The organism is Terrihalobacillus insolitus, assembly GCF_028416575.1.
Lineage (GTDB): Bacteria > Bacillota > Bacilli > Bacillales > Amphibacillaceae > Terrihalobacillus > Terrihalobacillus insolitus.
Genome location: NZ_JAMQKB010000051.1, coordinates 1 through 3575, shown reverse-complemented (window position 1 = coordinate 3575; position 3575 = coordinate 1). Strand labels below are relative to the sequence as shown.

The window sequence follows — 3575 nt, the reverse complement described above, 5'->3', positions numbered from 1 at the left end:
GAGACACTTTTGCCAAACTTTAGAGCTTGTGACATACCTTTCATATCTAAATCTTCAATCACAACAGCGTCAAAGGTAGATACTAACTCCTTTGATTTATGGTGAAGAAAATTCTTGCGTTGATTGGCAACTTTCTCTTGAGTTTTAGCTACTCGAATACGTTGTTTATTCCAATTTGAAGAGCCTTTCTTTTTACGGGAAAGTTTACGTTGTTCTTTTGCTAATTCCTCAAGCATTTGTCGATAAAACTTAGGGTAATTGGCTTTCTCACCCTCGCTATCGACAAACAACCCATCCATCGCAAAATCTAATCCAACTACTTTTTTAATTTCTTTGCTTTCAATCTCCTTCTCGTACTCTGTAAGAATAGAAATATAGTATTTTCCCGATGCAGACATAGATAGGGTACAAGATTTGATTTTGTACTCTGAAGGAATTGCTCGATGTTGCTTTATTTTAACCATTTTCAATTTAGGTAATTTGATATGACCATCCAACAACTGAATGTTTCCATTGACAACATTTGTTGTGTAGCTTTGCTTGTGCCGTTTGCTTTTGAATTTCGGAAACTTAGCAACACCTCTGAAAAAGGCTTTATATGCCTTATCTAAATTTAATTGTGCATTTGCCAACGCTAATGAGTCCACTTCTTTTAGCCATTCATATTCTTTCTTGTATTTGGCAGGAGTAGGGTGTTTGACCTTATTTAATGCATCTTTATCATCTTTTAGGCTTTCATACGTTGCTTTTCGTTCTGATAACATTTTGTTATAGTGCGTGTTCAAAAAGTCGCCGAATTAGAAGCAAGCAGGTCGAGGCGGCGTAGTTTTGAGGAGCGCAGTGTAGACATAACCTACATGAGCACAAGGAAAGCTTCCTCGATTATACATCGCACGAAGGAAAAGCGGGCTTCTTTTCCAAGGACCGGAAAAACAAGCCAACGAAGAGATGCACAGCTTATCATTTGGTGACTTTTTGAACATCCTCTTATAGACAAAGCGAACACAGCCAAAGGTTTTACGTATCACTAATGCCTGTTCTTCCGTTGGATATAATCGAAACTTATACGCCTTATTGTGTTTAGCCATATCAAATCACCTCACTTTATCCCTTGATTTTCAATATACGTTTTCACCACTTCAATAGATGAACCGCCAGTCGTCAACAAACAAAAGCTTCTTGACCAAAACATTTCTTTCCATAACTTTTTGCGAACATGGGGAAAATCCTTCTTGATAAGTCTTGAACTGGAACTTTTATAGGCATTGATGAATTTCGATAATTCACTGTTGGGTTGTGCTTTGAACAAAATATGAACATGGTCAATATCGTGGTTCCATTCGACCAATGTAATATTGTATTTTTCACTCAAAGATATAAATTTATCTTTAGCATAGTCTGAAATGGGATCATCCATCACTTTCCTTCGATACTTCACGACTAACACAAGATGGTAATACATCAAGAACACTGAATGGTTATTACTGTCTAGCTTCATTGTTATATCAGTTCTTTTAATTTATAATACTGATTATACCATATTTAGAAGAAAGAATAAGCCTTTGGGCTATCGCCCAACTGAAATTCATCTCCCCCTTACCGTTGGGCTACGCCCTTTACACGCTTGAAGAGGGAGACTTCTTTCGGAGGTACGTTAAACTAGAAGACTTTACTCCACTTTTTGAGGTGATTTTTACTCATATCCAAATAAAAATCACTTTTTACAACCATATTCCACATGATTAATCGAATTTATAATTGTTTGGAAATCATTCAGCCAAGAAGCTTTTTCTATACTATAATCCGAAAATCGTAATTAAGAAAGTTTTTTACGCTTTATAAAAAAAAGACCATTTCGTTATTTTACTAACGAAATGGTCTTGATAAGTTATGTAAATGGTGGAGCCTAGCGGGATCGAACCGCTGACCTCCTGCGTGCAAAGCAGGCGCTCTCCCAGCTGAGCTAAGGCCCCTAAATGGAGCAGAAGTCGGCACCTTGACAAAGGGAACCGTAAGTGAGAATCCAGTACCCATAAAGTATTTAGATGAGCCATGGAGGATTCCGACGCCGTTAGGCTAGTCCTTGTCTCCGCTTTATGTTTTTAATCAAGACAAGGGGAACCGTAGGTGAGAATCCAATACCCATAAAGTATTTAGATGAGCCATGGAGGATTCCGACGCCGTTAGGCTAGTCCTTGTCTCCGCTTTGTGATTTCAATCAAGACAAGGGGAACCGTAGGTGAGAATCCAATACCCATAAAGTATTTAGATGAGCCATGGAGGATTCCGACGCCGTTAGGCTAGTCCTTGTCTCCGCTTTGTGATTTCAATCAAGACAAGGGGAACCGTAGGTGAGAATCCAGTACCCATAAAGTATTTAGATGAGCCATGGAGGATTCCGACGCCGTTAGGCTAGTCCTTGTCTCCGCTTTATGTTTTTAATCAAGACAAGGGGAACCGTAGGTGAGAATCCAGTACCCATAAAGTATTTAGATGAGCCATGGAGGATTCGAACCTCCGACCCTCTGATTAAAAGTCAGATGCTCTACCAGCTGAGCTAATGGCTCTTAGAAATTGGCTGGGCCAGCTGGATTCGAACCAGCGCATGACGGTACCAAAAACCGTTGCCTTACCGCTTGGCTATGGCCCAACAGAAACAGTGTTATAGAACATGCGTTTCACTTAGTTAATCGTTAATGATGGAGGGGGCAGGATTCGAACCTGCGAACCCGGTAGGAGCGGATTTACAGTCCGCCGCGTTTAGCCTCTTCGCTACCCCTCCGACAAGATAAAAAATGGTGCCGGCCAGAGGACTTGAACCCCCAACCTACTGATTACAAGTCAGTTGCTCTACCAATTGAGCTAGGCCGGCAAATAATGGTGGAGGATGCAGGGCTCGAACCTGCGACCCCTTGCTTGTAAGGCAAGTGCTCTCCCAGCTGAGCTAATCCTCCAATGCACTGAACTTTCCTTAAAGTGGTGACCCGTACGGGATTCGAACCCGTGTTACCGCCGTGAAAGGGCGGTGTCTTAACCACTTGACCAACGGGCCAACTAATAACAGAGCTTCCAGCCGGACTTGAACCGGCGACCTCTTCCTTACCATGGAAGCGCTCTACCGACTGAGCTATGGAAGCAATTGGCTCCACCGGTAGGATTCGAACCTACGACCGATCGGTTAACAGCCGATTGCTCTACCACTGAGCTACGGTGGAATAAATCTCAAAAGGAGAATATTGACTATCTTTTGCTTCCTAATGTGCTTACTATTTCATTTTCCATATAATATGTAGCTTGGCGGTGTCCTACTCTCGCAGGGGCAATGCCCCAACTACCATCGGCGCTGGAGAGCTTAACTTCTGTGTTCGGCATGGGAACAGGTGTGACCTCTCCGCCATTACCACCAAACAGTTATTCAAATTTCAAGTACTACATTGTTTTGTGTACTTTCAAAACTAGATAAGAACGAAAGACATATAAAACATATAGTTAAGTCCTCGATCGATTAGTATTCGTCAGCTACACGTGTCACCACGCTTCCACCTCGAACCTATCAACCTCATCGTCTCTGAGGG

At 41.8% G+C, this 3575-nt stretch carries 1 protein-coding gene, 9 tRNA genes, 2 rRNA genes and 2 pseudogenes; all 14 read right to left on the bottom strand.

The window, feature by feature from the left end; translation table 11 throughout:
- A pseudogene (locus tag NC797_RS18145) lies at positions 1-773 on the bottom strand (RNA-guided endonuclease TnpB family protein); the annotation flags it as partial.
- A gap of 219 nt (positions 774-992) precedes the next feature.
- Positions 993-1088: pseudogene (locus NC797_RS18140) on the bottom strand (helix-turn-helix domain-containing protein); the annotation flags it as partial.
- 11 nt (positions 1089-1099) lie between these two features.
- Positions 1100-1498 carry an IS200/IS605 family transposase gene (gene tnpA, locus NC797_RS18135; protein WP_272438196.1) on the bottom strand — a complete coding sequence of 133 codons (399 nt, stop codon included), beginning with the start codon at positions 1496-1498 and terminating at the stop codon, positions 1100-1102.
- 399 nt (positions 1499-1897) lie between these two features.
- Positions 1898-1973, bottom strand: a tRNA-Ala gene (locus NC797_RS18130).
- Between the two features lie 521 nt (positions 1974-2494).
- Positions 2495-2567: transfer RNA gene (locus NC797_RS18125), tRNA-Lys, on the bottom strand.
- An 8-nt stretch (positions 2568-2575) separates the two neighbouring features.
- A tRNA-Gln gene (locus NC797_RS18120) sits at positions 2576-2650 on the bottom strand.
- Between the two features lie 50 nt (positions 2651-2700).
- Positions 2701-2782: transfer RNA gene (locus NC797_RS18115), tRNA-Tyr, on the bottom strand.
- Positions 2783-2796: 14 nt separating this feature from the next.
- Positions 2797-2872: transfer RNA gene (locus NC797_RS18110), tRNA-Thr, on the bottom strand.
- A 6-nt stretch (positions 2873-2878) separates the two neighbouring features.
- A tRNA-Val gene (locus NC797_RS18105) sits at positions 2879-2954 on the bottom strand.
- Between the two features lie 23 nt (positions 2955-2977).
- A tRNA-Glu gene (locus tag NC797_RS18100) sits at positions 2978-3052 on the bottom strand.
- A gap of 12 nt (positions 3053-3064) precedes the next feature.
- A tRNA-Thr gene (locus NC797_RS18095) sits at positions 3065-3137 on the bottom strand.
- Positions 3138-3140: 3 nt separating this feature from the next.
- Positions 3141-3215 (bottom strand) — tRNA-Asn (locus NC797_RS18090).
- A gap of 77 nt (positions 3216-3292) precedes the next feature.
- Positions 3293-3408 (bottom strand): 5S ribosomal RNA (rrf, locus tag NC797_RS18085).
- Between the two features lie 77 nt (positions 3409-3485).
- Positions 3486-3575: ribosomal RNA gene (locus NC797_RS18080) — 23S ribosomal RNA — on the bottom strand; the annotation flags it as partial.

What these genes read in the sequence shown, in the direction of transcription:
- tnpA (WP_272438196.1), bottom strand. Translation starts at nt 1,498, where the DNA reads ATGAAGCTAGACAGTAATAACCATTCAGTGTTCTTGATGTATTACCAT.